Here is a 26,064-nt window from a genome sequence, read left to right on the forward strand (position 1 = left end):
GAGTGCAAAAGATGTGATAAGGCGGATGCACCTTAGCTACGTAAATTTAGACCCTCGGCGGCGTACCGCCGAGCTTTTTCGTTCAACGTCGCTTCACATTCCCCTAAGCTTAATTATGACCGATGCCATCCTGAAGCACCAGGCTACGCTGGAGCAGGCGGTGCAGGCCCTGCACGACCGGACGTTCTTTACCCTTTATCCCGAAAACCCGTCGCCGGAAGTGTACGGCGCCGAGGCCGATGCCCAGGGCCGTGCAGCCTTCAACGCCCGCCGCGGCCAGCCTTTTCCCGAGTTGCAACAAGGCGAGCCGGAAGCTTGGGCAGGGCAGGAAGAGTCGCCGTACGAGCAGGCTGCACTCGGCATTCAATACCCGTACTACGCCCCCGAAACGCTAATACACCACGCCCAAGAAGCTTTTGCTGTGTGGCGCAAGCTGAAGCCTGCTGAGCGTGCCGCGCTGCTCATCGACAGCCTGGACGGCATCCGGCAGCGCTTCTTTGAAATTGCGTACGCCACCATGCACACCACGGGGCAGGCCTACATGATGTCGTTTCAGGCCTCGGGGCCTCACGCCGCCGACCGCGCCCTAGAAGCTATTGCCGCCGGCTACGAGGAGCAAACGCGTTTCCCCGAACAAGTGCAATGGGACAAGCCCATGGGCAAGCACACCGTCAGCCTGCGCAAAACCTGGCGCCCGGTGCCCAAAGGCGTAGCCCTGGTTATCGGCTGCTCTACTTTTCCCACCTGGAATACCGTGCCCGGCATGTACGCCTCGCTGGTGACCGGCAACCCCGTCATCATCAAGCCCCACCCCAAGGCCGTGCTGCCCATCGCCATTGTGGTGGCCGAAGTGCAGAAGGTGCTGGTGGCTGCCGGCCTGCCGGCCTCTATTTGCCAGCTGGCTGTGGATGCCGATGATCGTCTCATCACCAAAGACTTGGCCGAGCATCCCGCCGTGAGGCTCATTGACTATACTGGCGGCACCGAGTTCGGTAACTACATCGAAAGCCTGCAGGTGAAGGGCAAAACCGTCTTCACCGAGAAAACCGGCGCCAACAGTGTTATCCTCGACAGTTGCGACGACCTCGACAAGGTGGCCCAGAACCTGGCCTTTTCCGCCAGTCTATACTCGGGGCAGATGTGTACCGCTCCGCAGAACTTTTTCATTCCTGAGCAGGGCATAAAAGTGGCCGGCACGCTGGTGCCTTACGAGGAAGTCGTGCAGAAGCTAGCCGCCGCCGTGCAGGGCCTCGCCGCCAACCCCAAGGCTGGCCCGCACGTGCTGGGCACGATTCAGAACCCGGCTACGCAGCAGCGCGTGGAACAGCTGGCCAACAACGGCCACCGCAGCCTGCTGGCGCACGGCAAAGTGCAGCACCCCGTCTTCCAGAATGCCCGCACTTGTTCGCCCGCACTATACGAGGTGGCTGCCGACCAGAAAGAGCAGTTCAGCCGCGAGCTGTTCGGGCCGATTATGCTGGCCATCAAAACAAAAAATTCCTATGAGAGCTTAAAGCTGGCCGCCGAACTGGCCCGTGAGTACGGCGCCATAAGCTGCGCGGCATACACCACCGATGCCGCTCTGAAAGAGGAAATAATGGATCAGATGAGCCTGGCCGGTACCGCCGTGAGCTTCAACCTGACCGGCGCCTTCTACGTGAACCAGAACGCCGCCTTCTCCGACTTTCATGTGACCGGCGGCAACCCCGCCGGCAACGCTTCCTTCACCAACCCCGAGTTTGTAATCAAGCGCTTTACTTGGGTTGGTTTTCGTGAGCCGGTGAGCTAATTGATAGGCATACACCACAATGCAAAAGCCCCGCTACCGTGTGGTAGCGGGGCTTTTGTAAAAACGGCTTACTCCTCAACGAAGTCTCGGTTCTAAAAGCTCAGGCCTCAGCACTCAATTGCTGGCAGTGCTAATGCCACCACCCGAGCGTGACGCCTGTTGGGTTTTGGCTTTGTTCTTAGTCGGCTTGGGGGCCTTGGTATACTTGTAAGGCTTGGCGGCTTTCACCGTCCGGAATTTGTACGGGTTGTTGGCATTCATATCGAGGCCGGTACCGATGGTGCGGGGCTGTGAGCTGCCTCGGAACTGGGATTTATCGTTGTGCCTTCGCTCAGATTTGGTAGAAGCGTTTCGGTAGCCTTTGTTGGGTTGCTGTTGAACGACGTTATCTTGAGAGCATGACGCCCCGGCGAAAGCAATGCCGAGCGTGAGCAGCAGTATGGAAAATTTCATGGCGGGTGGTATAAAAAGTGCTTACCCTACGGCCCAGGGTCAACCGGACAACTATACCGTGTACTAGGTTAGCACTCAAAAGGATGCGTTTGAAGCCGCATCAGTTTAATACCGCATTTTTGGAATATTCATAAGTCATGAGCATCTAATAGGCTGTTATAGTGGTGAATTTAAGGCCACCGATGCCGCATTTAGGTGGCTGGCTAAGGCTGTGCCGAAACCACGGACGTCCCAACCGCTGCCACAGGTCTACAAGCTCATTGCCTCTCGAAACCGCGCCGATTGCTGCCGCGATACTTCCACTTCCAGCCCACCGCGCAGCTGAATTTTAAGCGTGCTGCTGAACCACGGCTCGATGTGCTCAATCCACTTCAGATTGATGATTTGCTGGCGGTTGGCCCGGAAAAACACCGTTGGGTCGAGGCGGGCCTCTAGGTGCTGCAGCGAGCGGGAAATCAGCGGGTGCACGTCGTGAAAATGCACGCGGGTGTAGTTGTCGGCCACTTCCAGCAGCTTCACATCGGCGAGGCGCACAAACCAGCACCGCTCGCCGTCCTTCACAAACACCTGATCCGACTCGCGCAGTAGCTCACGCACCGGGGCGGCGGCTGGGGTTTCGTCAGCGGGTTCGGCTACCAGGGCGGCGCGGGCTTTGGCCAGAGCGGCGGCCAGGCGTTGCTCATCCACGGGCTTGAGCAGATAATCCAGCGCGTTGACTTCGAAAGCCTGCACGGCGTATTGGTCGTAGGCAGTGGTGAATACCACCTGCGGCGCGGCCGAGTCCAGGCTTTCGAGCAGTTCAAAGCCCGTGCGACCGGGCATGTGAATGTCGAGCAGCAGCAAGTCGGGGTTCAGCTCCGCGATGCGGGTCACGGCCTCGTCGGCGTGCGCGGCTTCGCCTACCACCGTGACATCGGGGTGGCGCTGCAGCAAGCGGCGCAGCTCCTGGCGGGCCAGGCGCGAATCGTCAACCAGCAGGACGTTCATGGGGCAATCAGCAGTATAAATGGGTAATTGATAGCGAGTGGCCGGCGGCTTAGGCCGCTGATGAATTGGCAGAAGGTCCGGGTGGCATTGCTGCCCGCTCACTGGCGATGGTTAGCTGCTCGCTGGCTAAGGGCAGCCGTACGCGGGCCGCTACGGTTTCAGGCGTAGCCTGCTCCAGGCGCAGCTCGGCTCGGCCGTTGAAAAGCAAGCGCAACCGCTCGCGCACATTATGCAGGCCGGTGCCAGTACCTTCTACTTTGGTAGGGCCGGGCGTAAGCTGGCCCGTATTTTCTACGGTCAGCAGCAGTTCGCCGTGTTCACAGCGGGCCTGCACCAGCAGCTCGCCGCCTGCGGGAAGCGGCGCTAGGCCGTGCTTAATGGCATTCTCGACCAATACCTGCACCAGCATGGGTGGCACCTGCACCGCCAGGCAATCCGGCGATACATCGATGGTGTAGCGCAGGCGCTCCTCCAACTGCAGTGATTCCAGCTGCAGGTAATCTTGCACCACAGCTAGCTCACGGCTGAGCGGTACCTGCTCGGTGCGGTTCAGCTGGATGGCGTAGCGCAGCAGCTCCGAGAGGTGCGTGAGCATGTGCCGGGCGCGGTCGGGGTCTTCGCCGATGAGCGAGCGGATGTTGTTCAGCCCATTGAAGAGAAAGTGCGGGTTGATCTGGGCTTTCAGCGTTTGCATTTCGGCCTCGCGCACGGCAGCGGCCAGCTTCCACTTGTCTATCTCCGATTGGCGGTAGCTGCGCAGGTAATGCAGGCTGAAGTACGCCGCCGACCATAGCCAAAGCACAAAATTGACGTTGATGGAGTAGCCGATAAACTGGGCTACGCCCTGCGGCTGCTCGTTGCCGCCTCCCGTGGGCCTGATGGCGAAGGTGATAACCGTCCAGATGATAACCTGGCTCAGGACGGCCAGCGAAGCATTGGTCAACAGCAGGCGCCATAGCACGCCAAGCAGCGGCTGCTGCACCCAATCGTAGCGCTTGATGAGGTAGCGCAAGCCGTGCGACAGTACAAACAGCGTAACCACGATGGTCAGCTGAATCAGGGCCAGCGTGGTGCCGAAGTTTTTCGAAAACGCGGAAAACAGCACCATCCCAAACACGCCGTACAGCCCCCAACCAAGGAACTGCAGGCGCCAGTACAGGCGGCCGGGCGGCGGAACGGCAATAGAAGAGTTCATAGGAGCCAAACGAAGGTCGTGTGGTGGGAGGCGCTGCCGCACCTAGGCCACGGTAGCGGCAAGGGAAGCCGGGGCAGGAGCGGCGGCCAGTCGAGCTTTAGCCCGGTAGTCGGCGTAGATCCACACGGCTAGCAGCGCCATCGAGCCTGCCACAAAGGCTGGAATCAGATACAATTGGGCAACCGGCAGGTACAGACCCAATAGGAAGCACCCGAGCGCCAGCACCCCGGCCGCCACAGCAAAGGCCGCCGTGCGGTAAAACCAAGCGTAGGGAAAGAAGTGCGCCCCCGTGATGATGCCGTAGCTCATAATAAAATACTCGGGGTGGCGGATGTACATGAAGACCAGAAACGGGAAGTAGAACAGCTGGGCGAAGTTCAGCCACAAACCCAGGGGACCCAGCGGATTGTGCTTCAGCGTCCAGGTGGTGCTGAGCAGCCCCGAAAACAACCGGGCCAGCGGCAGCATCGCGCCACCAGCCATAAAGGTGTAGAGGCTGTGCTGGGCGGCAGTACCCGGCAGGGCCCACAATACCGCAATACCCGACCACAGCAAGGTGGCGGCTACAATGAAGTCGATTCCGTTTTTGGCTTTGACTGACAGCTCGGTACGGAGGGCGTCGAAATCTTCCTGGCGAATCATGGCTGGTTGGGAAAGTAGAGATTGATAAATAAGGTGCCGGGGCTAGTGAGGGGTAATGTAGAGGGCGGCACTGGGCCGCCCTCCGAAACTTAGCTGTTTTTTGGACGAGCCGCTCCTTTGCCCTTGGCCGGCGCATGCTGGGCCAGGAAGGCATCAACCTCGGCGAAAAACCACTGCGTGTCGTCCCACATCAGAAAGTGCTTGCCGGTTTCGGATAGGGCGATGCGCTTCTGCGGCAGCTGAGCAAATTGCAACTCAAAGGTTTGCTGCACGCTGGCCTTGGTGCTGCCATACTGCTTGTAGCCGGCCCAAGCACCGAGCACCAGCGTGGGAGCGGTAATGCGGGCTACGTCTTGGCGCAGGTCGGTGGTGTACATTTCGTACATGCTCTGGGCCGTGGTGGCCGGGTCAGACGTTTGGCCCCAGCCAGCGGCTTTGCTGATATTGGCCGAGTCGGTAATCAGGTTTTGCAGCATCTGTTTCTGCACGGCCAAGGGCATGCGACCCTTGCCCATTTGCTGGCGCATCGCTTCGGCCTGTGGCCGTACCATCTCCACCGTAGCCACCGGGTTCTGGATAGCGCCGATGAAAGGCAGCCCATCCACTACCACTACCGGCCCAGCCAGCTCGGGGGCCTTGCTGCTTACGGCCAGCACCGTGAAGCCGCCCAAGGAGTGACCCACCAGCACCGGCTTCTGCAGGTGCTGATCCTTGATGTATTGAATTACCTCGTCGCGTACCGTGGCGAGGTAGTGGTCGGTGGGGCCACCGGGCAGGGCAGGGGTGCCTGCGAAACCGGCCAACGACAGCACGTGGCATTGGTAGCGGCTTTGGTAACGGGCTACAGTTTGTTCCCAGACTTCGCCAGGGCAAGTCAGGCCCGGAATCAAAATCATGGGCCGGCCTTTACCGGTTACCTGCACCTTAAAAGAAGCAGGCGCGGCTGCCTGGCCGAGGTGAGCGATGAAGAGCAGCAGGGCCAACAGGCTGTAGCGGAGGGTAGAAGTGAAGCGTTTCATGGTCATCTAGGGTTTGAGTTTCCGTGGTTGATGACCCAAAACTGGCGTATTCCGCGGCCGAGCGGAAGCAAAAGCTAGGCGAATGGTAGCGCCGTCAGCTGAGTGGAAAAAAAGCCAGGGCGAATGGAAAGCCCAAACCTCATCCTAGCGTCGGATACCCGGCCCGAAGTCTTTACATAGACATTCAGGATGGGCTCAACGATGAAGCTGCTTGATGTCCGCCGAGGTGGTTGTGCTGCGCTAAGGCAAAAGAAAAAGCGGCTCCCTTGGGGAAGCCGCTTTCTTGAAGAATCCAGCAGTAGAGCTACTGCTGGTTGTTGTCGTCGCTGTCGGGGCGTTTGTCGCCTTGGGCCTGCGGAGCGCATTGCTTGTCAGTAACGCGGCCATCGGCACCGAAGATGATCTTGATGGGCTGCGTGTCGGTAGCGCTGCCGAAAAGGTAGGACCACGTCTTGCCACCGTCGGTTGCAGCGTCTTCGCCGGTCGGCGCCCCCATCAGGTGGCGCACCTGTTCCTGCGACATGCCCATTTGGATTTCGGTGCAGGCTACGGCATTCTGATAGCTTTCCTGGGCGGTACAAGCGTACAGCGAGAAGGCTGCGGCTGCGGCTACGGATAGGCGTTTGAGCATAAAGGCGAGAGTTAGATCAGCTTGCTGATGTCGTCGCGCAGCGAATCGATGCCGCGTTTAATTTCCGTCCAGACGCTGCCTTGCCGGTCGGCATTGCTGGCATCGGGCGAGCCGAGCTGGGTGGCCAACTGACCGCGCTTCACTTCCAGCGCAGCAATGTGCTCGTGGTAGTGGTGCGGGGAATTGGCTGTGGTGGCATTGGCACGTGCGTGCAGCGTCTTGATTTTGGAATCGAGCTCGTCCAGGGCCTGCCGCAGCTCGTTTTCGCTGAGGTGGCTGGGCGCGCGCATGTGGTCGGGGTTGGGCGTGTAGCTCATGGCAATAAGTAGGATCGGGGAGGGTACACCGTGCCACCGGTGCGGCACTATGCATTGTACTGTGCCGAGGCCGGAAAGGATGCTACGAATGTTACCAACACAAGCACAACAGAAGCGTAATTCGGCCGTAACCACCCGGCGGCGGCCCGAAACTAGGTTTGTAGCAGCCTTCCGATGAGGCCGTTATCAGCCATGCCGCGCTTTACCTTATTATTGTTTTTGCTGCTGACCACTGCTTCGGCAGTTGGGCAGGAACTTCGGACACTAGCCGCCAGCTCCTCGGGCACCGACTCGGCCACACAATCAGCCGATGCGGGCCCAGCCGCCCCGGTTATTTACCACACCGCCGATACAATGCCTGCTTTCCCCGGCGGCAACGAAGCCTTCGGTAAGTTTCTGCGCGACAAGATGAAGTACCCCGACGAGGCCCTGCGCCGCAGCGTGTCGGGCAAAGTCTACGTGCAATTCGTGGTGGACGAGCGTGGCCACCTCATCGACCCCAAAGTGGTAAAAGGCCTCGGCCACGGCCTCGACGAAGAAGCCTTGCGCCTCGTGCGCATCATGCCTTGGTGGACGCCCGGCACCGTAGCTGGTCAGCCAGTGAAAGTGACCTACACGCTGCCCATCGTATTCCGGGCGCTGGAGTAAGCGGCGAGGGAGGCGGGCGAACAGTACGGTGTTAGGTAAAGCGGTTACCGCTCTCCTAAAGCTAAGTGTTGGCGTCTGGCACGTTGCTGCTGACGTGGCGCCGCTACGCGACTGGCACCGGGTGTGAGCATTACCATTTAACCATTCCACCCCACTGTTTGGGCAAGCCCAGGTCGCGGGCCAGAGGGGCGGCACCAGTGCCCCAGAGGTTGGTCAGCAGCTCGTTCACGGCGTCGGCTAGCTCCAGGTGATAGTCAGCCTCCAGCTTGTCGGCCTGGCGCAGAGCGGTATCGGCGCGGCGCACAAGGTGGCTGAGCAGGGGTTGGGTAATGCCGGTGAGGCGGGCCACCGAAGTAGGCTGAAAGCGAAATACGTTATTAAGCAGGCGCACCGTCAGCTCCACTTCGCCGAAGGTGTCGCCGGTGATTTTGCTGTGGTAGCTGATCTGGTTTTGCAACTGCCGCAGAATCAGCAGCAAGTCGTTGGGCGTCTGGTGGTAGCCGCGCACCGGGTCGTCGATCCGCTCGCGCAGCCGCTCACGCCGGTCCTCCAGCGCCTCCGGACCTTCGAGCAGGCGGAATTGCAGTTGCTCGGTGAGCACCTTGTCCTGGCAGACGAGGCGCACGAGCATCTGATCCTTTTCCTTTTGCGGCAGGTTCAGGAGGGCTTTGCGCAGATCGGGCGGTAAAGAAGGCATGCAGTCAATTGGATATAGGCACAGAACACCGCTGCGGCCGTTTTTGCTTCCGAAAGTGCATTTTTTTCTAGGTACGGCGCCAAAGCAGTTCGCGTTCGGGGCAGCTCGCTTGATCTGGCACCGCGTCAGCGTGAGAAGGCGCGGTTCCCACGCAGGGCTTAGGCTTCTATTGAATGTTCGGGGCGTTCGGCTGCTACCTCGCTTTCGGGCGGCACGTAGCCGGCCAGGGCTTGAAGGTGGCGCGTTTCGTCGAACTCGTTTTCGCTTTTGGCAATGACTACAGCCGCCACAGCATTGCCGATGATGTTTGTAATGGCTCGCGCTTCCGACATAAACCGGTCGACGCCCAGGAGCAGCGCCATGCCTTCCACCGGAATTACCTTGGTGGCCGCCAACGTAGAGGCCAGCACTACGAAGCCCGAGCCCGTGACGCCCGCTGCGCCCTTGCTGGTCACCATCAGAATACCGATGATGGTAAGCTGCTGGCCAAGTGTAAGCGAGATATTAAACGCCTGCGCCAGAAAAATGCTGGCCATGGAAAGGTAAATGGTGGTGCCGTCGAGGTTGAACGAATAGCCCGTCGGAATTACCAGCCCCGCTACCGAGCGGGAGCAGCCGTAGGCCGTTAGCTTATCAATGAGCCGTGGCAGCGCCGACTCCGACGACGAGGTGCCCAGCACAATCAGCAACTCTTCCTTGATAAAGCCCAGCAGCCGCCACAAGCTGAAGCGGTAATAGCGCGCTACCAATCCCAGCACCCCAAAAATGAACACGAACATGGTGACGTACACCGAAGCCATGAGCTTGGCCAGCGGCAGCAACGTGCGCAGCCCGTACGTGCCGATGGTGTAAGCCATGCCGCCAAATGCCCCCAGCGGCGCGAGCTTCATCACCATGCCCAGCACGCCAAAAAACACGTGACTGAGCCGGTCAAAAGTCTGAATGAGCGGCTGGGCCACGCCCGCGGGCATGCGCGTGAGGGCCAGCCCGAAAAGCACGGCCACCAGCAGCACTTGCAGCACATCGCCCTGCGCGAAGGCACCGACGAAGTTTTCGGGGACGATGTGAGTGAAGAAGGCTACCCAATCCATGCCAGCGGCCTGGTCGGCGTACTTCTGCGTCTCGGCAGCTTTGGCAGTGGCGGCGGAGGTGTCCACGCCCACGCCGGGTTTCACCAGGTTGGCCGCCGTCACGCCGATGAGCAGCGCCAGCGTGGTGATTATCTCGAAGTACAGCAGCGCCTTGCCGCCCACGCGTCCTACCTTCTTCAGGCTGCCGATGCTCCCAATGCCCAGCACCACCGTCAGGAAGATGATGGGCCCGATGAGCATTTTGATGAGCCGGATAAACGTGTCGCCCAACGGCTTCAGCGCCGCCCCGACCTCGGGGTACAAAGCCCCGAGCAGGATGCCTAAGGCAATGGCGGTGAGGACTTGGAAGGTGAGGTTGCGGGCGAGGCGTTTCATGCGGGGCAGCGTAGGCAAAGCGCAAAATAGCCAAACGCGGCGGCAAGCTTGCAGGCGTATAAAAGGTATTAGCGACGGCTCAGGGTGCGTAGTTGTAGCAGGGCCGCTAGTACCATGAGCATAAGCAGTAGGGTGGAGTAGCGCCAAGTAGGGGTAAGCCAAAGTTTCCACGTTGCCGAGTTGAATACCGATGACAGCCATTGGCGAATCGTATCTGTCCAGGGCACTGGCGGTGAAGGTAGACGTACTGTGCCTCCGCATTCCATCGGTACCATGTCATTGCACAGCAAACAGTCCGATGGCTTTCGGGAATAGGCATAAAGTGTCGGAATCGGGCGGAATGACAACCAATACTGCTTGATTCCCAACTGTGACGGCATATCCAGCATCGCCACCAAGCTGCGGTAGGATGACTGCGCGCTGAATTTTACCCTGACGCCCCATTCATCATTCGGCGATAATGCCAATTCGTTCAGGTAAGCGCGAACCCGCCGAAGGGTTACCGTGTCAGCTGCTGATTGACCTGATAGCTCTACGGTGCGCCAGCGTCGAAATTGTTCTGTTTGCCGCGCCGAATAATAGGGTAAGAGCCCATTCCAAACAGGATTATCCGCGGCGTATTTGGGCAAGGGCGGAAATGTAATCTGCATAGCCCGGCGCGTTACGGCCCGGTCGTCAGCTTGAATCAGCGTACACCCCAGCCACAGCAGCCATGCCAGGGCTAAGAGACCAGTCGGGAAAAACAGTTTGCGCTGGTGGCGACGCACGACGTACATAAGAGAAACCTAAATGAATGCCTGGGTAAGCAAGGCGGACAGCTTAGAACCTGAGCACAAGCTTAAGCTTGGGAATAAATGATTGTAATAATAAAACACTGCCTTAGCAAGACTGAAAGTAGCCAAACGCGGCGGCAAGCTAGCAGGCAATCTATGCCTGCTAACGACGTGGAAGACGGTAAAGCGGGCTGCTGGCCCGGTTACTCACGCACACCAGGGTGGTGCCTACCAGCAAATATTTTTTGGCGTTTTCCTGGTGGCAGATATCCAGCGCTTCTATCAAAGACGCGTAGCGAGCCGAGGCTTGGAACGTCAGGGCCAGCGCGCCGTAGGGACTTTCCTGTGCCACCAGGGCGCGCAGCTGCTCCCGAAACTGCTGCAGCGCGTGCCGGTCGTGTAAAGTGCTGCCGATAATATTGTCGCGCCAGGGCCGCAGGCATTCTATCTCGGCAGCGCTGGGCGCCTGAAGCGTAGGCACTGGGTAAGGGCCACGCGCTTGATGCCCAGGCTCCGGCAGCGACGGCATAGTTAGTTGAATCACGACTTGGCGGCGGCCTTCCGTGCGCTGGATAAACTGTTCGGCTGCTAGTGGTGGTAGCAGCGCTGCACTACACAAACCGATGGGCAATAGACGCAACAGCTTGGAACGGCGGCAGAGCATCGAGGCAAAAGTTAGCCCGCTAGCACCGAAGCCGGCTCCACCGGCGCGGGCGCATCGTCGGGAGCATGACGAGTAACTAATCGGTCTTCAAAACGAGTCATGCGCCGCAATAGTATGATGTTCACGAAGGCATAGGCAAGGTTTAGCACGTCAAGCTCCATTTCCATGAAAGTGGCATTGAGCAGCTGTTGCTGAAGCTGATCCTCCTTTTGGCTTGGGCGTGGTAGCAACTGTGTGGCAAACCTGGCGGGTGCCTTTCGCGTTCGGGAGGCAAGGCTTACTCCGTTTTCATGATTCGACTTTGTGCGGCGCTCACTCCGCTGTTGCTGCCGCTGGGCTTGCACGCCCAAACCGTCACCCCCGATACCACTCGCCGCGCCCCCGTCGCCCTACCCGAGGCCACTGTAATCGGCTATGGTCAAAACTTACCGCTGCGGCGTACCGCTGCTGGCGTAGGTGTGGTGGATGCCAGGGTCATCACGCGCTTCAACGAGACCTCGCTGACGCAGGCCGTCAATACGCTGCCTGGTGTGCGGCTGGAGGAGCGGGCCACGGCCAGCTACCGGTTGAGCGTGCGCGGCAGCACGCTCCGCTCACCTTTCGGTGTGCGCAATGTAAAGGTGTATTACCATGACATTCCCTTCACTGAAGCTAGCGGTAGCACCCCGCTCAATTTACTTGATCCAGCCACGCTGGGCCGCATCGAGGTTATCAAAGGGCCGGCTGCCAGCGTGTACGGCGCCGGTACGGGTGGCGCGGTGCTGCTAAGCAACCGGCGCCCCTGGCCGGGCCAAACCCGGACGCAGGCTGGCTTCACAGCGGGTAGCTTCGGGCTACGGCGCTACTCGGCCGTGGCCGAAACCAGCACCGCCAGCGGCCTGCTGCGGGCTCAGTACGCGCGACAGGAACTAAGTGGCTACCGCCAGAACAGCGCCCAGCGCCGCGACGTGATAACCCTCGATGGCGAGTTGGCGGCCTCGGAAAAGCAGACGCTAGCTCTGCACGCGCTTTACACCGATCTGGACTACCAATTGCCCGGTAGCCTCACCCGGGCGCAATATGAGCAAGACCCGCGTCAGGCTCGTCCGCGCAGCGCCACTGGGCCGGGCACGGCGGAGCAGCAGGCCGCCTACCGCTCGCGCACGACCTTGCTCGGGGCCACGCACGAGTACCGGTTTACAGCGGGCTTGTCCAACAAAACCACGCTTTACACTACCGCCACGGCCATTCGTACGCCGTTTCTGGTTGACTACGAACGCAATACGTTGCTGGGCTGGGGCGGGCGCACGGCCTTTAACTACCGCACACTGCTGGCTGGCCGGCCCCTGCGCCTCACGGCGGGCGCGGAGCTCCAAAACGGCTTCGAAAGCTCACGCAATTACCAGAACCGCGGCGGCAGTACCGGCTTGCTACGCTACGACGACGAAATCCGGACTGTTACCGGCTTTGGGTTCGCGCAGGCCGATTGGGAGCTGCCGGCGGGCTTTTTGGCTACGGTGGGCGCTAGCTACAACCGCCTGCGCTACCGCATCGAGCGGCTGCAGGACAACCTGAACACGCCTGCGCAGACGTACGCCTACTCACGCACTTTCCGGCCGGAAGTGTCGCCGCGGGTGGCCCTGCTCAAGGAGCTAACGCCGCTGATTTCCGCCTACGCCAGTGTTAGCACCGGCTTTTCGCCGCCCACGGAGGAAGAAATCCGGCCTTCGGATGGCTCCCTGAACCGTGACCTGCAGGCCGAACGCGGTACCAACTACGAGCTTGGCACCCGCGGCCAACTCTTCGGCAACCGCCTGACTTTTGACGTGTCGGCCTATGATTTTCGGCTGCGCCAGACCATCGTGACGCGCGTGACGGATCAGGGCGTGAGCTTGTTTTCGAACTCAGGTAGCACCCGGCAGCGCGGCGTGGAAGTGGCCCTGAGCGGCTGGCTGTGGCAGCTGCCTGCTAGCGCAGTGGGTAGTAAAGCCACTGAAACCGCATCGTCCGGCGTCGGGCCCATGGGCCTGCGGGCTTTCGTGAGCTACGCGTACAACCACTACCGCTTCGGGCGCTACGAAAGCGGCGGCAACGACTTCAGCGGCAACCGCCTCACCGGCGCCGCGCCGCACACGCTAACGAGCGGCCTTGATTTCAGCCAGCAACTCGGCTTTTATGTCAGCCCCACGGTGAATCATCAGGCCCGTATTCCGCTGAACGATGCCAACACCGAATACGCCACTGGCTACTGGGTTTTTGCAGCCCGGGCAGGCTGGCGTCGCACGCTCATCGGCCGGCTCGAAGCGGACCTGTACGCCGGGGTGGAAAATGCTACGGACCGCCGCTATTCGCTTGGCAATGACTTGAATGCTTTCGGAGGGCGCTATTTTCAACCAGCGCCTGGCCGTAACTACTACGGTGGTCTGACTTTGGGCTGGCGCTGGTAAGCGCAAAACCACCAAAAGCACAACGCCTTCCAATTTTGGAAGGCGTTGTGCTTTTGGGGAGCATGTTCTGGTCAGCGCTAAATGCAGCGCAGGTAGCCGCGATTGACGGTGCCTCCGGCAAAGTTCTCGTTGATGGCTTTGGTGGCCTCGTAGAGCTGACGCAGGGTGAAAGTGTAGGTCCGGCTGGAGCCATCGGCCAGGCGGAACGTGGCCGTACGCACTGGGTCGCCGCCGAGGGTGCGCTCGGCTAGGTGCAGCACGCGCTCAGGGTTCAGGTCCTTCAAAGGTCCATCGGCAATGGTGAGGAAGCGCAGTGGCGCTCCGGTGCGCAAGGGGGTACGGCGATGCTCGTAGTCATCGTAGTACAGGTTCATCTTCAGCACGGCTACTTCACCGGCAAAAGCGTTGTACTGGGTGCCGGCGGGCGGATTCTCAGCGCCGAGCGTGAGCGGGGCTGGCTCGCCGGTCTGGGGCAAGAACCCTTGGATAGCCGCCGCCGAGGTAAAGCGTAGGTATTCGCGGCCGGTTTCTCCCACGATGCCGATTACCAAGCCATTGGTGCCACCATTCAAAAACACGGTGGCAAAGTTCAGGTCGCGGTAAGTACCGGGGCTGGGGCCGTCGGAGGCCGGCTGGTCCCATTCCGACTGCGTGAAGGTGCGGTACGCTCCGCAGGTCAGGGGCACGAGCGGCGCTCCGCTGGATTCATCTAAAGGCAGTATTTCTTCGGTTTCTTTCTTGCCGCAGCTGCTCACCAGCGTGAGTAGGAGCAGGGCGACAAACCATTGGCGCGTAAGAGCAAGTCGTTTCATAGTTTGGTGGTCTTTCTTGTGGAGCTTCTTTTGACTGATACGGCGCAGCTTAAGCCAAGTTCAACGGTAACAGTACTTGTTGAGCATGGCCAGTTGAAACTGGATTTTGCGCGGGTCGTCGGGCTGGTATCCGCCTTCGTCAGGCAGAGGTTGGGGCAGGCTGATGGTGGCTGCACCTTTGGGCATCACCTACTCTTTCTGAGCTATGAAAACGCTGCGCTTACTTCCTGCTTTGCTAAGCCTTGCGCTTGGCATCAGTTCTTTTGGACCCGCCGACGGCCCGAAACCCGGCAAAGGCAAGCCGGCCAAAGCCCAAGTCATGATTTTGGGTTCTTACCACATGGGCAATCCTGGAGCCGACGTCGTCAACATGAAAGCCGATGACGTGCGCACGCCCAAGCGGCAACAAGAAATGGAAGAGCTCGTGCAAAAGCTGGCCCGTTTCCAGCCCACCAAAATCTGCGTGGAAGTGCCTGCCGGCACCAAGTATGATTCGCTGCTGCAGGTGTGCTATCAGAAGTACCTCAAAGGCGAATACCAGCTACGAGCCAATGAAATCGACCAGATTGGCTTCCGGCTGGCCAAGCAGCTCGGCCACCCGCGCGTGTACGCCATCGATGCCGACGGCCGTTTTGAGTTTGGGGAGTTGATGCAGTACGCGCAGCGAAACGGTCACGGTGCCGCCCTGCAGCGGCAGGTGCAGCAAGTAGACTCGGCCCTGAAAGCCGAGGAGCAGGTGCTGCGCAACAGCACGCTCTCCACGTATTTCCGCCGCATCAATCAGCCCAGCACCCACCACCAGTACCACGACTGGTACCTGCGCATGCTGCGCTACGGCAATGCCAAAGAGCAAGCTGGCGGCCGCCTGGTAGCCGATTATTACGCCCGCAACGTGAACATCGTGGCCAATCTGATGCAAGTGGCCGCGGCCCCGCAGGATCGGGCGCTGGTGATTTACGGCAACGGCCACACGTCCTTCTTTAAAAGCATTTTGTTTGGCTCGTCACAGTATCAAGTGGTCGAGGCTTCCGATTATCTTAAGTGACAACTGTGAAAGGGGCAGTTAGACCAGGCCAAGTCTGACAATCCCAAACGCCGCTTTTGCATCTTCATCCACAGCGCACCAGCTAAGAACCACCCCTTGTGCCCCAAACAAATGCTTGACCTCAACCTCACGCCGCGTCGCCTGCGCCTGCTTGGTTCGGCCCTGATCGGGCTGTGCCTCACGGCGGTGTACTATGCGGCCAGCTTTTTGGAGCCGTCGGGCTTTTCGTGGTTCATGGTCGCGTTTCTGACCGCCATCATTTACCTGATGTGGGAAGGCGTGGCATGGGTATCGGCGCGGCTGGAGGTGCGCCACCCCTGGTCGCGCAGCGTGCCCAGGCGGCTGGGGCTGCAGGTCCTGTACGGGGCCGGGCTGGCGCTGCTGATTACCAACGTGCCCTACGGCCTGCTGAAGTGGTACAGCCTCACGTATTACGAACGGCCGGGTAGTATTGACTCGCTGGGGCACGTGCTGCTGCTGGTCAACGGCATTACGCTGATACTTTACGGCATGGTGCAGGCCGCCCAGCTGGGGCTGCAGTTTATGAACCGCTGGCGGCAGGCCGAGTTACGCGCCGAGCGCCTGCAGCGCGAAAGTGCCCAAGCCCGGTTGGCCACCTTGCGTACCCAGGTGAGCCCACACTTTCTGTTCAACAACCTGAACATTCTCTCGGTACTCATCGACCGCAGCCAGCCGCTGGCCAAGGAATTTGTGGAGCACTTTGCGCAGGTGTACCGCTACGTGCTCAGCAGCCAGGAGCGGGAGCTGGTCACGCTGGCCGAGGAACTGGAAGTGGTGGAAGCCTACGTGTTTCTGCTGCGCCAGCGCTTCGCCGAGGGGCTGGTGGTGGAACTGGATATTCCTACCTGGGCGCGGCCGCAGTACCTGCCGCCACTGGTGCTGCAAATGCTGCTCGAAAACGCCATCAAGCACAACGTGGTATCGGGCAGCCGGCCGCTGGTGGTGGCCGTGACGGTGGACGAGGCCGGCCAGCTCACGGTGTGCAACAACGTACAGCCCCGCAGCAGCCAGCCCGCTAGCACCGGGCTGGGCCTGGCCAATATTCGCAAGCGCTACGAATACCTTTCCGATCGGCAACCGCAGGTAGAGCGCCACAAGGCTACTTTCACTGTGCGGCTGCCGCTGCTCCAACTAGAACCCGCATGAACATTGGCATCATCGAAGACGAGCCGCTGGCCGCCGACAAGCTCACCGAGTTGATCAGTGGCTACAACGCCAGCTACCGCGTGGTCACCCGCTTGGATTCTGTATCCGATACGGTGCAGTGGCTGCGCACTCATGCCGCGCCCGATCTGCTTTTTGTAGACATTCACCTAGCCGACGGGCTGAGCTTCGACATCTTCGGGCAGGTGCCGGTCCATTGTCCGGTCATCTTCACCACGGCCTTTGATCAGTACGCTATCCAGGCATTCCGCGTCAACAGCGTGGACTACCTGCTCAAACCCGTAACGCCCCGCGCCCTGGCCGATGCTTTTCGCAAACTCGATGAGCTAAAGCGCAGCCTCAGCTCCGAGCGACCCGCGGTAGATTTCGGGGCGCTGCTCCAGCAGTTGAAGGGCGGAGGCGAGCCGGCTTACAAGTCACGCTTTTTGGTGCGGGCCGGTCAGCGCATCAAAACCATTGCGGCCGATGAGGTGGCCTATTTCTACGCCGAAGATAAGTGCACCTACTTGGTCACCGGCACCACGCGCCACATCGTCGATTTTACCCTGGACGACTTGGAGGAGCGCCTGGACCCAGCCTTGTTCTTCCGCCTGAACCGCAAGTACCTGGCCCACCTCTCAGCCATCCGTGAGATACACACTTACTTCAAAGGCCGTCTGAAAATCACCTTGGCGCCGGATGCCGAGGCCGAAGTGGTAATCAGCAACGAGCGCGCCTCGGCTTTCAAGCAGTGGCTGGACCAATGAAAAAAGCCCTGCTTCGGGCAGGGCATTATTCATTGGGGTCGGCAGTTCACGGATTAACACTCGCCCGGCAGGGAGCAGCGGAGGAAACACATGCCCGTAGGGGCGCACTCCTCAGTTTCCGCTCCAAAGGAAGAAGGCAAGCAAAGCATCAGTGCCTAGGCAACGAGTGCAGTGGCTGGTGCCCGCGCCGATGGCGGCATGCCGCACTTTCAATAGCGCTATAAAAGTGAAGCGGGGCCGCCGAACTTGAGTTCCGGCGGCCCCGCTGTCGTTGCTAAGGGTAGGTTTTTTCCTCACCCCGATGGCACGCATGGGGTGAGGTGGAAGCAGTTGCTTACGGCCGCCAAACGATGCTCAGGCCCGTGGCTCCGGGATACATGAGCGGTGCGATGCCGTAGCGGCCGGGCAGCGGCTTGCGGCCCCAGCGGTTGCGGTGGGTAAGGTAGCCCAAGTGCGCCGACAAAATGCCCAAGCCCGCGCCGGCTACCACGTCGGATTGCCAATGCCGGTTGTTGAGCATGCGCAGGGCACCTACGCTGGTTGCAATGGCATAGGCGCCCACACCATACCACTGGCTTTTGTCGCGGAACTCAGTGTGTACGATACTGGCCGCCAAAAACGCCTGTGCTGTGTGCCCCGACGGGAAAGAGTTGCGGGTGCTGCCATCGGGGCGGAGCACCTTGGTGGTGTTCTTCAGCAGCATGGTGCTGACTCCAAAAATGGCTTCCGATTTCAGAATCACCAGCAGCGTGTTCAGCCGGTCGTTGCGCGACTCCACGCCGGCGAGGCTCACGGCCGCCAATTCGGCATACGGAGCCAGAATCAGGAAATCATCGACCCGTGTACGGAAGTTGGGAAACTGCCGCTGAATGTCGCGGCGGGCATCGTAGCTGCTGTAGAAGCCGCGGTCATTAATGGTGCTGACGCCGTAGCCGATGAGCAAGGCGGGTACGATGGTGGCCTTCACCAGCTTGCCTCGATACCAGGGTTTTTTAGTGGGAGTAGATACGCCATCAGGGTTTTCGTACTTCCGAAGCGTGGTGTCGGGAGCGGCCGGCGTAGGCAGGGGCGTTTGGGCCTGAAGGGTGGCGGGCAGCAGCCACAAGGTGAGCAGAAGCGAGGATAGAAAACGCATATAAAAGACCACTGCCCCGCATTCGGCGGGGCAGTGGCTGCGAAAATAGCGAGAAAGAGGCTAGTTGGCCAGCTCGGGCAGCACCAGGATGGGCAGGCGGGCGTCGCGGACTACCGCCGCGGTTACGCTTTGGTGAAACAAGCCACCGAGGAAGCTGCGGCGTCGGGCCACCAGCAGCAGCAAATCGGGCTGCAACATAGCAGTGGCATCAGCTATGCCCACCGCTGGTTCGGGGTGGAAAAAGCCACGCGCCTGCGTGCTGGCAAAGCCATCGGTGAGGCCTGCCCCCTGAGCATTGGCAAACGCGTAGGTGGGGTCGTCGCCCATTTCATCGGGTGCCACAAAGAGAACTGTAAGCGCGGCTTGGGCCAGCAAGGACTGCAGCTCGGAAGTGGTGCGGGTAGTGGGCAGCGGCTGATCATCCACAGCCAGCAGCACTTGCCGGGGTGGCACCTGGCCGTGGGCATTCACGGGCACTACCAGCAGCGGACAGGCTACTTCCCGCAGCACATCCATTGAAGTCGTATTGACAACGGCAGGCTGCATGTTGCTGAAATCGGGGCGCCCTACCACCACCAACGAGGCGTGGTAGCGGCGGACGGCCGCGGCCAGCTCATCTTCCACATCCCCCTTTTCGAGGGCGCAGGTAGTGCGCAGCCCCGCCGGCAAGGTGCGCAGGCGCTGTTGCAGCTGGTCATTGGCTTCCGATTCGCTTAAATCGGCTTGCGGCGTGGTGAAGGCGCGGGAGCTGAGCAGCGAGGGGCGCACGTGTAGCAGCACTAAGTGGGCACCAGCCGGCGCGGCTAAGGCAGCCGCGTAGCGCAGGGCGTGGTCGGCGACGGGCGAAAAATCAGTAAGTACGAGCAGCGTGAGCATAGCGAAGAGCGGAAGCCGGCACCGGAAGCAGTGCATTGATGCCGCAGTTTACAACCGGCGTGTTACTAGGCGGTTAAGTCTGACAAAAATCATCCTTACGGCTGCCACGCTTTTCCGGCGGCTTAGTCACGGCCAGGGTAGTACTTGCGCCGAAACCAAAAGGCCACGTTGACCAGCGCAATCAGGGCCGGTACTTCGATCAGCGGCCCCACCACGCCAGCAAAGGCTTGGCCCGAATTCAGCCCAAATACCCCGATGGCCACGGCAATGGCCAGCTCAAAGTTGTTGCCGGTGGCCGTGAAGGCAATGGACGTATTCTGGGCGTAATCAGCTCCTAGCCACTTGCCGGCCACAAAACTGAGCACGAACATGATGCCGAAGTACAGCACGAGCGGCACCGCAATGCGTACCACATCCAGCGGAATGCGCACGATCAGCTCGCCCTTTAGGCTGAACATTACCACGATGGTAAACAGCAGCGCCAGCAACGTAATGGGGCTGATGCGCGGCACAAATACCTGTTCGTACCAAGCGTCGCCGCGAAGGCGACGCAGCACCACCCGCGACAGAAAGCCCAGCGCAAACGGGATGCCCAGGTAGGTAAGCACACTCTGGGCGATGTCGCCGATACCGATGTCGACGGTGTAGCCACGCAGGCCCAGCCAAGGCGGTAGCACAGTAATAAACAGCCAAGCTAGTAGGCTGTAAAAGAACACCTGGAAGATGGAGTTCAGCGCCACTAGGCCCGCTGCGTATTCTCGGTCGCCGTCGGCTAGGTCGTTCCATACCAGTACCATGGCAATACAACGCGCTATGCCGATCAGAATCAGCCCGATCATGTACTCGGGTTTGTCGGGCAGCAGGAGCGTGGCCAGCCCAAACATCAGCAGCGGGCCCACCACCCAGTTCAGCACCAACGACAAACCGATGATGCGCACATTGCGAAAGACGTGCCCAAGCTGTTCATACTTCACTTTGGCCAGTGGCGGGTACATCATCAGAATTAGGCCAATGGCAATGGGTACGTTCACGGTGCCCACCTGGAAATAATCCAGCACTCGGGCCGTGCCGGGCGCGAAATAGCCGATGGCCACGCCCAAGCCCATGGCAAGGAATATCCACAGCGTGAGGCCACGGTCTAGGCCGGACAGCTTCTTGCGGGCTATGGCACTACTAGGCGGTATTGACGAGGTTAGTTGATTCATAATGAGTTGATTTGGGCCGGAGCCGGAACCAAGGCATCCACGCCGACCACGGCGCTGCGCCGTTCCAGCAGCACCACGCTGCGCCATTGCCCGTGCAGCTGCCCGATTCGCTCCCGGTAGCCGATGGTGCGGAAGCCCGCCTTGGCGTGCAAGGCCAGGCTGGCCGCGTTTTCCTGCATGATGCCGGCCTGCAAGGTCCAGATGCCGTTGGCTTCCGATTCCTGCACCAGCGCCTGCAGCAGCCGCAGCCCCACGCCCTGTCCGCGGGCTTCAGGAGCGATGTACACGCTCACCTCGGCCACGCCGCCGTACACGCAGCGCCCCGATACTGGGCTCAGGGCAGCCCAGCCCAGCACTTGATCAGCATCATCGAGCGCGACGAAGCGGCTGTGGCGCAGGTGGGCGGCATCCCAGGCAGGCCACTCCGGCGCCTGGGTTTCCAGTGTGGCATTGCCGGTGGCTATGCCAGCTTGATAGATGCGGCGCACTGCCGGCCAGTGCGCTTCGGTGAGGGGGTAAAGAGTCATGGCAGGGAGAGAAAAAGGCTTAGTAGGCGTTGCGGAGCATATCGGCGTACTCGTTGGGCAGGGGCGATGCTTCCACGGCTTGGGCGGCTTGCTCCACGTTGTAAGGCACACGCACCAACTCGGAGCGCACGCTCTGCGGGTCGGTGAGGCGGGTGTTTTCGTCGAGGTGCAGCAGCAGGTAAGCCGCACGCGGGTCACCGTCCTTTGGCTTGCCCACCGAGCCGATATTCAAGGCATGGCGGTAGTGCGTCTGGCCCTCGTACTCGTAGGCGAAGGTGCGGTGGAAAGGCTTGTGGGTGTGGCCGAAAAGCAGAATGTCAGCCTCGGCCTCGGCCAGCACCCGCAGAAAGCTGGCTTCGGGGCGGTCCTCAAACAAGTACTCGTTGATTTTGCGCGGCGAGCCGTGCACCATCAGCAGCTTGAGCGTGCAGGGCTCCTCCTGAAACTCCAGCCGCATGTGCTTGGGCAAGTGGCGCAGGTAGCGCCGCTCATCGGGGCCCACTACTTGGTTGGTGTAGGCAATACTCTGGGCGCCCAGGCCTTTTTCTACATCGGTTTTGTAGGCGCAGCCGCAGTTCTCACTGGCCAGTCCAATACCTTGGTCGTAGTTGCCGGCCAGGGTAGGAATGCCACGCCGGCGCACTTCCGCAATGACTTCGTTGGGCCACGGAGCGTAGCCCACCAAATCGCCCAGGCAAAAGATCATATCGGGCCGGCGCTGGTCCATGTCGGCTAGCACGGCTTGAAGAGCAGGCAGGTTGGCGTGTACGTCGGAGAAAAAAGCAATTGTCATGGTCAGGAGGTGAAATCAGACAGGTCAGACAAGCAACCGGCGCGGCTCCGTGGGGCCGCGCCGGTTAAGGATTAGCAGCAACCGCCGCCGGGAGTGCAGGCCAGCGCCGCGCCTGAAGCTGGCGTGGCATCCACCAGCGTGAAGGCCATCGGCGCGGTGGTCAGCACTTCCTCGGCTACCGGCGTTGCTTTGGCCGCCGGCGCTATGCAGCACTGGCTGGACTGGGCCTGGTCGTACTCGGCTTGGTAGCGTGGGTCATTGAATTCGGCGTCTTCGTGGAAGTAGTAGACTTCCCACTCCACGCCGTCGGGGTCATTTACCCAGAATTTGTCCTGCTTGGCGTAGCAGCAGGCAGTGCCCATTTCTTCGCGGGCTACCAAGCCGGCTTTGCGGGCTGCTTCCAGCCGCAGCTCCATTTCCTGCACCGTCGCTACCTGAAAGCCTAGGTGGCCGAAGTTGCTGGCGACGCGCTCGGGGTTTTGCACGAAGGAGATGATCAGCGAAGGTGCGTCGAGCACGTACTTGGCGTAGCCAGGCTTGATCTTAGCCGCCGGCTGCCCAAAAAAGGCTGTGTAAAAGTTGACCGTAGCGGTCAGATCCGACACGTACAGCGAGACGTGCATGCGGGGAAAAACGGGAGTTTCCATAGTCAGAAAGCAGTAGGGTAGGTGAGAAAAAGAAAAGCCAATGGGGCTAGCACCCGCAGCTGGCTGGGCCTTCGCAGCAGGTAGCCTGATCGAAAAAAGCGCGAAACTGAGCCTGTACCCGGGCCAGTAACTCGGTATCGAGGCAGTAGCACACGGTTAGCCCATCGATGTCGCCGCGGATGAGGCCCGCGGCCTTGAGCTCTTGCAGGTGCTGCGACACGGTGGTGCGCGAAAGCGGCAGCTCGGCGGCAATGTCACCCGAAATACACGTTTTCTTGGCGGCCAGCAGCTCAATGATGGCTACCCGCGCCGGATGGCTTAGTGCTTTGGCGACGCGGGCCAGCTGTTGCTGGGCCTCGGTGAACTCCGATACTTTGGCGTAAGTCATAATATTTATGAAGTATAACGTAAACATACGTCATATAAAAATGCTTCCAAACATTTTTCACCATTTTGCTTACATGAAAAACCCGGCGTAGCCACGCGGCTACCCCGGGTTTCATTGAGGTAAGACATGCCTACTTGATAAAATTTGATGCAATCGATAGTACCGTTTGCATGTCTAGGGGTTCGTCAAACGACTCCGAAGCTTCGGCCGCGGTTACGCCAAAAGTGGTCAGATCAACGCCTGCTTGGATTATGTTGGCCTCGCTAGGATATTCACTGGCTGGCTGACCGGGCCCGTACACGGGAGCCGTAATTGAGGGAGCAGGGCCACCATCGTCGTCACCCGAAATCCAACTCTTAGGATTGGAAGTAAGAGGACCTGGCAGAGCTCTTGGGCCCCCACGGCGCAGGGTGCGGATGTGGGACACATGGCGCGCTTCCACGGAATGAATATTGAGCGCTGCCTCCAGAATAGTGTTGTTTCTCATCAGCAGCGGTGCACCGCCCTTGTAAGCTCGCACGCCGGTATCTTCGAAGGCCTGAGCCAAGGCTAAGAAGGTTTCCACGTTAGTGAATACATCGGGAAGCAGTGCCGCCCGCGTACCTCCCTTAGAGCCAGTGTAGTCGAAGGCGTGAGAGCCTGGGTCAGGAATGGCAGCCCGGAGCAGGACCGAACGCAAGAAAGCGACGTGGTTGCGCTCATCAGTGCGGATGATTGCAATGGAGTTACGCACCCGGCCCGTGAGCAGGCCCGGGGTATCCAGCCCCATCTGGTAAAAGTAAAACTCGAGGTACTCCAGCTTGAGGGCAAAATTCAACACGTCCCTAATTTGCTGCCCCAAGCCCGGCGACTGCCCGTAGGCTTTCTGCATCATCGAGCCCATAGCCAGAGGTACGGCCGCTGCTGCCAACTTTTTGCCGAACCCAGCGAAGTGGCGGAACATGGTGCGGCGCTGGTCAAGTCGCTCGTAAACCTCCGGGTCTACTCGTTCGATTTCGGTAATCAGGTTTAAAATATTCATGGGTACAGGTATTGACGATTCGGAAATGATAAGATTGGGCGGGACTAGGACCGGGGCAAATCACTGACATCGAGCTTGGAGCCTCGCATCAGGAATAAGTTGGCCCTGGCCGCTACTTGCTGGGGCCGCAGCGACTTTTCCAATCCTATGCTTCTATCCACAACGTCGGGGCCCACGAAGGTGCCGAAATCAAGCACGTCCCGAATAAGGGCCGCGTGCCGGGCTTCCACCGACACAATTTTGCCTGCTAAGCCTAGATATACCGGATTACTGATTAGCGGGCCGGCGCCATTGTACGCTGCCACTCCCAGGTCTTCAAATGCCTTGGCTGCGGTCAATACACTAATGCGGCTGTTGAAGTTGATAGACGTAAAATCCGGCTCAAGGTCCATGATTGGGGTACCTCCATTAGCAGTAATGGCCGCTTTCAGGAATTCCTTGTGGATACGTTCATGCACTGCCAAATCCTGTAGAATAGCCTGTTCTCCTGGGTTGGCCGAAGCGAAGTACCTGCTATGCAATACTTGCGCATAGAAAGCTGCTTCCAACTGCTCCAGTGCGTAAGCAAAATTGAGAACCCCAAAGTCGCCGCTGCCGACGTTCACGCGATGGTGGCTGTCCTCACTCTTAGCCGCCGCGCTAAGTTCTTCGTCCAAGGCCTTGTCATCGCAGCCAGCCAAGAAGAGTCCAGCAAGGGCTAAGCCCGCCCCGGTGAAACGTAAAAAGGACCGGCGCAGAAGCAGGTTCTGTGGTTCAACCGTAGCTTCCTCGGCCGCGGTCTTCTCGTCCATGTTTTTTAACATATTCTTAGGATTTAGGATTGAAAAAAAATGATTTTATCAATTTACAAGCTCTGCTGTCAATTGGTATTGTTGAGTAACTTATTTATTTTCAAAATTTTAGCTATTAACTGCCTTTTGTGTCAACCAATTCAAGCAGGTATCGGGGAAGCAATGCGCTAACGCAGGCAGTTCTGCCGGGGTCACAAAAAAAGCCCCGGCACCAACGGCCAGGGCTTGAGTTTCAGTGGCCGAACAGCCTACTCCGAAAGCGTTGCGCGGTTTTCTTCACCGGGGGCAAGCTCGTCGTTGCCAATATGCTGCGAGGCCGGCTGGTTCAGGTCCGACGTAAAGTCTGAGGTATCGTCATCGGGCGCGGGTTGATCCAGGACCTGCCCATGGGTTTCGCGGTCGAGCAGAGAGGAGGACGTGCCTTCGTCCTGCTGGTCGCGCTGATTTTCTTCCGCCGAAACGTACTTGCGCGGCTTACCCGACTCGTCCGAAGATTGCATGGGATATTGTTGATGCATGGCGTGGAGCAGAAAGATTAATCGAGTGGGTAAAAGCTGCGGCTGGTGGGGTCCATTTGCTCCCAGTAGCGCGCACGAGGTTCCGGCTTGTCAGGCCGGACGGTAGAAAGCGTGTTGGTGGTTGTGGTTGGGGTGGGGGAATTTTGCCGAACCGTAACGGATTGCGACAACTCAGGGTGGGTAGGAGCAGTAAGGGGATTCATAGCGCGGTTAGATTAACAATGCCGTTGCAGCAGCAACGGCAGGTACTTTTTACGTAAAATACCGCCAGAAGGTCGTGGCGCTTGGCGCGCGGCCTGCGGTGGCTGATAGGCCGCGCCTTCACGCTAGTACATCCAGCTTATGCACGTCGAACACCAAACCGAAGACCAGACCTTTTATCTGACCTCCAGCGGCTACGAGGGCGAGCTTTCCTATAGCCGTCCGGAGCAGGGCATTGTCGATTTTGACCACACCTTCGTTGATGAAGGCCTGCGTGGTAAAGGCGCCGCCGATACGCTGGCCAAGCAAGCGCTGGACTGGGCCCGCAGTGAGCAGCTGCGTGTGCGCACCTCTTGTCCTTACATGGCCAAGTTCGTTCAGCGTCACCAAGCGCAATACCAGGATCTGCTGGCCGACGCCTCGGCAAGCGAATAACACCTGGGGCGGTGCCGAGCTGGCTCTGCGCC

General features: G+C 59.7%; 32 protein-coding genes. 7 read left to right on the forward strand and 25 right to left on the reverse strand.

Annotated features, from left to right (window positions below):
- Positions 1 to 115 precede the first annotated feature (115 nt).
- Complete coding sequence (gene paaN / locus AC5FXY_RS08720) at positions 116 to 1,789, forward strand: phenylacetic acid degradation protein PaaN (protein WP_493556273.1); 1,674 nt, start codon at positions 116 to 118, stop codon at positions 1,787 to 1,789.
- Between the two features lie 114 nt (positions 1,790 to 1,903).
- Here the strand turns inward: paaN and AC5FXY_RS08725 are convergent, their stop codons facing one another.
- The 7 genes from AC5FXY_RS08725 to AC5FXY_RS08755 all read right to left on the reverse strand — a co-directional run bounded on the left by AC5FXY_RS08725 (position 1,904) and on the right by AC5FXY_RS08755 (position 7,033).
- Positions 1,904 to 2,242 (reverse strand): hypothetical protein, encoded by a 339-nt coding sequence (locus AC5FXY_RS08725; protein ID WP_493556274.1) that lies wholly within the window; start codon positions 2,240 to 2,242, stop codon positions 1,904 to 1,906.
- Between the two features lie 249 nt (positions 2,243 to 2,491).
- Positions 2,492 to 3,229 (reverse strand): LytR/AlgR family response regulator transcription factor, encoded by a 738-nt coding sequence (locus AC5FXY_RS08730; RefSeq protein WP_493556275.1) that lies wholly within the window; start codon positions 3,227 to 3,229, stop codon positions 2,492 to 2,494.
- A gap of 49 nt (positions 3,230 to 3,278) precedes the next feature.
- Positions 3,279 to 4,424, reverse strand: a complete 1,146-nt coding sequence (locus tag AC5FXY_RS08735) for a sensor histidine kinase (RefSeq protein WP_493556276.1) — start codon at positions 4,422 to 4,424, stop codon at positions 3,279 to 3,281.
- Between the two features lie 42 nt (positions 4,425 to 4,466).
- Positions 4,467 to 5,066 carry a DUF7010 family protein gene (locus AC5FXY_RS08740; RefSeq protein WP_493556277.1) on the reverse strand — a complete coding sequence of 200 codons (600 nt, stop codon included), beginning with the start codon at positions 5,064 to 5,066 and terminating at the stop codon, positions 4,467 to 4,469.
- 89 nt (positions 5,067 to 5,155) lie between these two features.
- Positions 5,156 to 6,085 carry an alpha/beta fold hydrolase gene (locus tag AC5FXY_RS08745; RefSeq protein WP_493556278.1) on the reverse strand — a complete coding sequence of 310 codons (930 nt, stop codon included), beginning with the start codon at positions 6,083 to 6,085 and terminating at the stop codon, positions 5,156 to 5,158.
- Between the two features lie 304 nt (positions 6,086 to 6,389).
- Positions 6,390 to 6,716 (reverse strand): outer membrane protein assembly factor BamE domain-containing protein, encoded by a 327-nt coding sequence (bamE, locus tag AC5FXY_RS08750; RefSeq protein ID WP_493556279.1) that lies wholly within the window; start codon positions 6,714 to 6,716, stop codon positions 6,390 to 6,392.
- Between the two features lie 11 nt (positions 6,717 to 6,727).
- Complete coding sequence (locus AC5FXY_RS08755) at positions 6,728 to 7,033, reverse strand: sll1863 family stress response protein (RefSeq protein WP_493556280.1); 306 nt, start codon at positions 7,031 to 7,033, stop codon at positions 6,728 to 6,730.
- A 192-nt stretch (positions 7,034 to 7,225) separates the two neighbouring features.
- Between AC5FXY_RS08755 and AC5FXY_RS08760 the strand changes: the two genes are divergently transcribed.
- Positions 7,226 to 7,681 (forward strand): energy transducer TonB, encoded by a 456-nt coding sequence (locus tag AC5FXY_RS08760; RefSeq protein WP_493556281.1) that lies wholly within the window; start codon positions 7,226 to 7,228, stop codon positions 7,679 to 7,681.
- 130 nt (positions 7,682 to 7,811) lie between these two features.
- Here the strand turns inward: AC5FXY_RS08760 and AC5FXY_RS08765 are convergent, their stop codons facing one another.
- From AC5FXY_RS08765 to AC5FXY_RS08785, 5 genes are all read right to left on the reverse strand, one after another.
- Positions 7,812 to 8,378 (reverse strand): hypothetical protein, encoded by a 567-nt coding sequence (locus tag AC5FXY_RS08765; protein ID WP_493556282.1) that lies wholly within the window; start codon positions 8,376 to 8,378, stop codon positions 7,812 to 7,814.
- A gap of 158 nt (positions 8,379 to 8,536) precedes the next feature.
- A complete protein-coding gene (locus AC5FXY_RS08770) occupies positions 8,537 to 9,844 on the reverse strand; it encodes a dicarboxylate/amino acid:cation symporter (RefSeq protein ID WP_493556283.1) in 1,308 nt (435 codons plus the stop codon).
- A 68-nt stretch (positions 9,845 to 9,912) separates the two neighbouring features.
- Positions 9,913 to 10,620, reverse strand: coding sequence for a hypothetical protein (locus AC5FXY_RS08775; protein ID WP_493556284.1), 708 nt, complete (start codon positions 10,618 to 10,620; stop codon positions 9,913 to 9,915).
- 160 nt (positions 10,621 to 10,780) lie between these two features.
- Positions 10,781 to 11,281, reverse strand: coding sequence for a hypothetical protein (locus AC5FXY_RS08780; RefSeq protein ID WP_493556285.1), 501 nt, complete (start codon positions 11,279 to 11,281; stop codon positions 10,781 to 10,783).
- Between the two features lie 11 nt (positions 11,282 to 11,292).
- Positions 11,293 to 11,448, reverse strand: coding sequence for a hypothetical protein (locus AC5FXY_RS08785; RefSeq protein WP_493556286.1), 156 nt, complete (start codon positions 11,446 to 11,448; stop codon positions 11,293 to 11,295).
- A gap of 123 nt (positions 11,449 to 11,571) precedes the next feature.
- On the opposite strand from AC5FXY_RS08785, the gene AC5FXY_RS08790 reads away from it, so the two are divergent.
- Positions 11,572 to 13,707, forward strand: a complete 2,136-nt coding sequence (locus AC5FXY_RS08790) for a TonB-dependent receptor family protein (protein WP_493556287.1) — start codon at positions 11,572 to 11,574, stop codon at positions 13,705 to 13,707.
- Between the two features lie 77 nt (positions 13,708 to 13,784).
- On the opposite strand, the gene AC5FXY_RS08795 is transcribed toward AC5FXY_RS08790, so the two are convergent.
- Positions 13,785 to 14,519 (reverse strand): hypothetical protein, encoded by a 735-nt coding sequence (locus AC5FXY_RS08795; RefSeq protein WP_493556288.1) that lies wholly within the window; start codon positions 14,517 to 14,519, stop codon positions 13,785 to 13,787.
- A 60-nt stretch (positions 14,520 to 14,579) separates the two neighbouring features.
- Entirely contained in the window at positions 14,580 to 14,708 is a 129-nt protein-coding gene (locus AC5FXY_RS08800; RefSeq protein WP_493556289.1) for a hypothetical protein, read from the reverse strand.
- A 16-nt stretch (positions 14,709 to 14,724) separates the two neighbouring features.
- Between AC5FXY_RS08800 and AC5FXY_RS08805 the strand changes: the two genes are divergently transcribed.
- From AC5FXY_RS08805 to AC5FXY_RS08815, 3 genes are all read left to right on the forward strand, one after another.
- On the forward strand, positions 14,725 to 15,564 hold the full coding sequence (locus tag AC5FXY_RS08805) for a DUF5694 domain-containing protein (RefSeq protein WP_493556290.1): 840 nt from the start codon (positions 14,725 to 14,727) through the stop codon (positions 15,562 to 15,564).
- Between the two features lie 111 nt (positions 15,565 to 15,675).
- A complete protein-coding gene (locus AC5FXY_RS08810; protein ID WP_493556291.1) occupies positions 15,676 to 16,731 on the forward strand; it encodes a sensor histidine kinase in 1,056 nt (351 codons plus the stop codon).
- Positions 16,728 to 17,495: a LytR/AlgR family response regulator transcription factor gene (locus tag AC5FXY_RS08815; RefSeq protein WP_493556292.1), complete on the forward strand. Its 768-nt coding sequence runs from the start codon at positions 16,728 to 16,730 to the stop codon at positions 17,493 to 17,495. The genes AC5FXY_RS08810 and AC5FXY_RS08815 overlap by 4 nt, the downstream gene beginning before the upstream one ends.
- 334 nt (positions 17,496 to 17,829) lie before the next feature.
- On the opposite strand, the gene AC5FXY_RS08820 is transcribed toward AC5FXY_RS08815, so the two are convergent.
- From AC5FXY_RS08820 to AC5FXY_RS08870, 11 genes are all read right to left on the reverse strand, one after another.
- Positions 17,830 to 18,630 (reverse strand): phosphatase PAP2 family protein, encoded by an 801-nt coding sequence (locus AC5FXY_RS08820; protein ID WP_493556293.1) that lies wholly within the window; start codon positions 18,628 to 18,630, stop codon positions 17,830 to 17,832.
- A 60-nt stretch (positions 18,631 to 18,690) separates the two neighbouring features.
- A complete protein-coding gene (locus AC5FXY_RS08825) occupies positions 18,691 to 19,506 on the reverse strand; it encodes a universal stress protein (RefSeq protein WP_493556294.1) in 816 nt (271 codons plus the stop codon).
- A gap of 122 nt (positions 19,507 to 19,628) precedes the next feature.
- Entirely contained in the window at positions 19,629 to 20,711 is a 1,083-nt protein-coding gene (gene arsB, locus AC5FXY_RS08830) for an ACR3 family arsenite efflux transporter (RefSeq protein ID WP_493556295.1), read from the reverse strand.
- Entirely contained in the window at positions 20,708 to 21,238 is a 531-nt protein-coding gene (locus AC5FXY_RS08835) for a GNAT family N-acetyltransferase (RefSeq protein WP_493556296.1), read from the reverse strand. The genes arsB and AC5FXY_RS08835 overlap by 4 nt, the downstream gene beginning before the upstream one ends.
- 19 nt (positions 21,239 to 21,257) lie before the next feature.
- Positions 21,258 to 22,031, reverse strand: a complete 774-nt coding sequence (locus AC5FXY_RS08840) for a metallophosphoesterase family protein (protein ID WP_493556297.1) — start codon at positions 22,029 to 22,031, stop codon at positions 21,258 to 21,260.
- A 71-nt stretch (positions 22,032 to 22,102) separates the two neighbouring features.
- Positions 22,103 to 22,678: an ArsI/CadI family heavy metal resistance metalloenzyme gene (locus AC5FXY_RS08845; RefSeq protein WP_493556298.1), complete on the reverse strand. Its 576-nt coding sequence runs from the start codon at positions 22,676 to 22,678 to the stop codon at positions 22,103 to 22,105.
- Between the two features lie 46 nt (positions 22,679 to 22,724).
- Positions 22,725 to 23,066 (reverse strand): ArsR/SmtB family transcription factor, encoded by a 342-nt coding sequence (locus tag AC5FXY_RS08850; RefSeq protein ID WP_493556299.1) that lies wholly within the window; start codon positions 23,064 to 23,066, stop codon positions 22,725 to 22,727.
- A 130-nt stretch (positions 23,067 to 23,196) separates the two neighbouring features.
- Positions 23,197 to 24,087: a ferritin-like domain-containing protein gene (locus tag AC5FXY_RS08855; protein ID WP_493556300.1), complete on the reverse strand. Its 891-nt coding sequence runs from the start codon at positions 24,085 to 24,087 to the stop codon at positions 23,197 to 23,199.
- A gap of 44 nt (positions 24,088 to 24,131) precedes the next feature.
- Positions 24,132 to 24,890, reverse strand: coding sequence for a ferritin-like domain-containing protein (locus AC5FXY_RS08860; protein WP_493556301.1), 759 nt, complete (start codon positions 24,888 to 24,890; stop codon positions 24,132 to 24,134).
- Between the two features lie 236 nt (positions 24,891 to 25,126).
- Positions 25,127 to 25,396 carry a hypothetical protein gene (locus AC5FXY_RS08865; RefSeq protein ID WP_493556302.1) on the reverse strand — a complete coding sequence of 90 codons (270 nt, stop codon included), beginning with the start codon at positions 25,394 to 25,396 and terminating at the stop codon, positions 25,127 to 25,129.
- 17 nt (positions 25,397 to 25,413) lie between these two features.
- Positions 25,414 to 25,599, reverse strand: coding sequence for a hypothetical protein (locus AC5FXY_RS08870; RefSeq protein ID WP_493556303.1), 186 nt, complete (start codon positions 25,597 to 25,599; stop codon positions 25,414 to 25,416).
- Positions 25,600 to 25,738: 139 nt separating this feature from the next.
- Between AC5FXY_RS08870 and AC5FXY_RS08875 the strand changes: the two genes are divergently transcribed.
- A complete protein-coding gene (locus AC5FXY_RS08875; protein ID WP_493556304.1) occupies positions 25,739 to 26,032 on the forward strand; it encodes a GNAT family N-acetyltransferase in 294 nt (97 codons plus the stop codon).
- Positions 26,033 to 26,064 lie beyond the last annotated feature (32 nt).

It is taken from the genome of Hymenobacter sp. FMD4, from assembly GCF_058932745.1.

What these genes read in the sequence shown, in the direction of transcription:
- AC5FXY_RS08740 (WP_493556277.1), bottom strand. Translation starts at nt 5,066, where the DNA reads ATGATTCGCCAGGAAGATTTCGACGCCCTCCGTACCGAGCTGTCAGTC.
- AC5FXY_RS08745 (WP_493556278.1), bottom strand. Translation starts at nt 6,085, where the DNA reads ATGAAACGCTTCACTTCTACCCTCCGCTACAGCCTGTTGGCCCTGCTG.
- AC5FXY_RS08780 (WP_493556285.1), bottom strand. Translation starts at nt 11,281, where the DNA reads ATGCTCTGCCGCCGTTCCAAGCTGTTGCGTCTATTGCCCATCGGTTTG.
- bamE (WP_493556279.1), bottom strand. Translation starts at nt 6,716, where the DNA reads ATGCTCAAACGCCTATCCGTAGCCGCAGCCGCAGCCTTCTCGCTGTAC.
- AC5FXY_RS08870 (WP_493556303.1), bottom strand. Translation starts at nt 25,599, where the DNA reads ATGAATCCCCTTACTGCTCCTACCCACCCTGAGTTGTCGCAATCCGTT.
- AC5FXY_RS08785 (WP_493556286.1), bottom strand. Translation starts at nt 11,448, where the DNA reads ATGGAAATGGAGCTTGACGTGCTAAACCTTGCCTATGCCTTCGTGAAC.
- AC5FXY_RS08865 (WP_493556302.1), bottom strand. Translation starts at nt 25,396, where the DNA reads ATGCATCAACAATATCCCATGCAATCTTCGGACGAGTCGGGTAAGCCG.
- AC5FXY_RS08805 (WP_493556290.1), top strand. Translation starts at nt 14,725, where the DNA reads ATGAAAACGCTGCGCTTACTTCCTGCTTTGCTAAGCCTTGCGCTTGGC.
- AC5FXY_RS08820 (WP_493556293.1), bottom strand. Translation starts at nt 18,630, where the DNA reads ATGCGTTTTCTATCCTCGCTTCTGCTCACCTTGTGGCTGCTGCCCGCC.
- AC5FXY_RS08735 (WP_493556276.1), bottom strand. Translation starts at nt 4,424, where the DNA reads ATGAACTCTTCTATTGCCGTTCCGCCGCCCGGCCGCCTGTACTGGCGC.
- arsB (WP_493556295.1), bottom strand. Translation starts at nt 20,711, where the DNA reads ATGAATCAACTAACCTCGTCAATACCGCCTAGTAGTGCCATAGCCCGC.
- AC5FXY_RS08855 (WP_493556300.1), bottom strand. Translation starts at nt 24,087, where the DNA reads ATGAATATTTTAAACCTGATTACCGAAATCGAACGAGTAGACCCGGAG.
- AC5FXY_RS08790 (WP_493556287.1), top strand. Translation starts at nt 11,572, where the DNA reads ATGATTCGACTTTGTGCGGCGCTCACTCCGCTGTTGCTGCCGCTGGGC.
- AC5FXY_RS08775 (WP_493556284.1), bottom strand. Translation starts at nt 10,620, where the DNA reads ATGTACGTCGTGCGTCGCCACCAGCGCAAACTGTTTTTCCCGACTGGT.
- AC5FXY_RS08725 (WP_493556274.1), bottom strand. Translation starts at nt 2,242, where the DNA reads ATGAAATTTTCCATACTGCTGCTCACGCTCGGCATTGCTTTCGCCGGG.
- AC5FXY_RS08770 (WP_493556283.1), bottom strand. Translation starts at nt 9,844, where the DNA reads ATGAAACGCCTCGCCCGCAACCTCACCTTCCAAGTCCTCACCGCCATT.
- AC5FXY_RS08815 (WP_493556292.1), top strand. Translation starts at nt 16,728, where the DNA reads ATGAACATTGGCATCATCGAAGACGAGCCGCTGGCCGCCGACAAGCTC.
- AC5FXY_RS08795 (WP_493556288.1), bottom strand. Translation starts at nt 14,519, where the DNA reads ATGAAACGACTTGCTCTTACGCGCCAATGGTTTGTCGCCCTGCTCCTA.
- AC5FXY_RS08825 (WP_493556294.1), bottom strand. Translation starts at nt 19,506, where the DNA reads ATGCTCACGCTGCTCGTACTTACTGATTTTTCGCCCGTCGCCGACCAC.
- AC5FXY_RS08730 (WP_493556275.1), bottom strand. Translation starts at nt 3,229, where the DNA reads ATGAACGTCCTGCTGGTTGACGATTCGCGCCTGGCCCGCCAGGAGCTG.
- AC5FXY_RS08850 (WP_493556299.1), bottom strand. Translation starts at nt 23,066, where the DNA reads ATGACTTACGCCAAAGTATCGGAGTTCACCGAGGCCCAGCAACAGCTG.
- AC5FXY_RS08760 (WP_493556281.1), top strand. Translation starts at nt 7,226, where the DNA reads ATGCCGCGCTTTACCTTATTATTGTTTTTGCTGCTGACCACTGCTTCG.
- AC5FXY_RS08765 (WP_493556282.1), bottom strand. Translation starts at nt 8,378, where the DNA reads ATGCCTTCTTTACCGCCCGATCTGCGCAAAGCCCTCCTGAACCTGCCG.
- AC5FXY_RS08810 (WP_493556291.1), top strand. Translation starts at nt 15,676, where the DNA reads ATGCTTGACCTCAACCTCACGCCGCGTCGCCTGCGCCTGCTTGGTTCG.
- paaN (WP_493556273.1), top strand. Translation starts at nt 116, where the DNA reads ATGACCGATGCCATCCTGAAGCACCAGGCTACGCTGGAGCAGGCGGTG.
- AC5FXY_RS08860 (WP_493556301.1), bottom strand. Translation starts at nt 24,890, where the DNA reads ATGTTAAAAAACATGGACGAGAAGACCGCGGCCGAGGAAGCTACGGTT.
- AC5FXY_RS08835 (WP_493556296.1), bottom strand. Translation starts at nt 21,238, where the DNA reads ATGACTCTTTACCCCCTCACCGAAGCGCACTGGCCGGCAGTGCGCCGC.
- AC5FXY_RS08875 (WP_493556304.1), top strand. Translation starts at nt 25,739, where the DNA reads ATGCACGTCGAACACCAAACCGAAGACCAGACCTTTTATCTGACCTCC.
- AC5FXY_RS08755 (WP_493556280.1), bottom strand. Translation starts at nt 7,033, where the DNA reads ATGAGCTACACGCCCAACCCCGACCACATGCGCGCGCCCAGCCACCTC.
- AC5FXY_RS08845 (WP_493556298.1), bottom strand. Translation starts at nt 22,678, where the DNA reads ATGGAAACTCCCGTTTTTCCCCGCATGCACGTCTCGCTGTACGTGTCG.
- AC5FXY_RS08840 (WP_493556297.1), bottom strand. Translation starts at nt 22,031, where the DNA reads ATGACAATTGCTTTTTTCTCCGACGTACACGCCAACCTGCCTGCTCTT.